General features: G+C 71.1%; 2 protein-coding genes and 1 pseudogene. 1 reads left to right on the top strand and 2 read right to left on the bottom strand.

Going from position 1 to position 1,331, the window contains the following annotated elements:
- A partial coding sequence (locus A9X05_RS00200; RefSeq protein ID WP_231975347.1) for a lipase family protein occupies nt 1–408 on the top strand: 408 nt, incomplete at its 5' end.
- On the opposite strand, the pseudogene A9X05_RS00205 reads toward A9X05_RS00200, so the two are convergent.
- Both A9X05_RS00205 and A9X05_RS00210 read right to left on the bottom strand, forming a co-directional pair.
- A pseudogene (locus A9X05_RS00205) lies at nt 403–957 on the bottom strand (DUF2567 domain-containing protein); the annotation flags it as partial. The gene A9X05_RS00200 and the pseudogene A9X05_RS00205 sit on opposite strands and share 6 nt — an antisense overlap.
- A gap of 80 nt (nt 958–1,037) precedes the next feature.
- The gene (locus A9X05_RS00210; RefSeq protein ID WP_067277974.1) at nt 1,038–1,265 is read right to left on the bottom strand and encodes a hypothetical protein; all 228 of its coding nucleotides are present in this window, start codon (nt 1,263–1,265) and stop codon (nt 1,038–1,040) included.
- Between the last annotated feature and the right edge of the window lie 66 nt (nt 1,266–1,331).

Below are 1,331 nucleotides of genomic sequence, written 5' to 3' on the forward strand. Positions count from 1 at the left end.
CCGCTCGATGCCATCCTGTCGACGCCCGAGGTCACGCACGTGTTCGAGAACATCAAGCTGGGTGTCGCGGTGCCGACGCCGCCGGTGTTGATCGTGCAGGCCGTCCACGACTACCTCATCGACGTGCACGACATCGACGTGCTCGCCGACGCCTATTCGGCCGGCGGCGCCCAGGTGACCTACCACCGGGACGCGTTCAACGAGCACATGCTGCTGCATCCGCTCTCGGCGCCGATGACGCTGCGCTGGCTCACCGACCGGTTCGACGGCCGGCCGCTGACCGAGCACCTGATCCGGACCACCTGGCCGACGATGTTCCACCCGATGACCTACGTCGGCATGGCGCGGCTCACCAAGATCGCGGCCAAGGTCATCCTCGGCCGCAGGATTCACCGCCGCCCGCTATGACCCGGGCGCTTCCGGGGCGCTGCCCGCTCCCACCGGGAGCGCATCGGAAGGCCGGTCGGGCGGCGGGGTAGCCCCCAGATCGTCGCGGGCGTCGGCGGCCGCGAGCACCGCATAGACCAGTGCGGCGATCGCGGCGGGCCACAGCAGCGTCAGCGCGATCCGCAGCGGATCGCTTGCGAAGAAGACCGGGGGCGCCTGGATGACGTAGGCCACCGACGGGCCCTTGGGCAGCGGCACCGCGTCGAAGTTCAACGCTCCGTACCTGATTCGGACAAGCGCCGCCCCGATGGCGGCCGCGACCGCGGCCGCGGCAACCAGGCCGGTCGCCAAGGCGACGACCATGCCCGGCCCCCGGCGCGCGCGCCATTGCCACGCCAGCGCCGGCGCCACCACCGCCGACACGGTGAGCAGGCCCAGCATCAGGCAGGGCGCGTCGAAGAAGTGCTGCGACTCGTTGCCGAGATAGTCGTGGACCCGTTCACCGGCGCGCGTGAGGGCCACCACGGCGTGGATCGGCGGGGCGATCCACGCCCACAGGGCGCCGACCAGCACACCCGCCGCCACCGGCGTCAGGACGGCGATGCCGATACGGCGCGCCCGTGACCTTCCCGGGGTGTGCGCGTGCTCGGTCATCGCTGGGCCTCCAGGTCGACCGAGTCGACCTGTCCGTGCCGCGAGCACCGCGCCCGCCAGCCGTCGGGGCGGACCTGCACCACCATCCGGCGTCCGCATTCCGCGCAGAACCGGGGCGGCTCCAGACCCAACTGCGCCGCTGTCGGCACCGCGGTGCCCCCCAACTCGCCGGTGTAGACGTTGTAGACGCCCGCGCTGACCGGAGCGCCCAGATCCCGAACCACAGTCTCCAAGTCTCTTACAAAGTGGCGTTGAGCGCCTTGATCGGCATCTGCAGATCGTCGAGCAGT

Origin of the sequence: Mycobacterium sp. E3298 (assembly GCF_001666895.1) — a bacterium.
Classification (GTDB): Bacteria; Actinomycetota; Actinomycetes; order Mycobacteriales; family Mycobacteriaceae; genus Mycobacterium.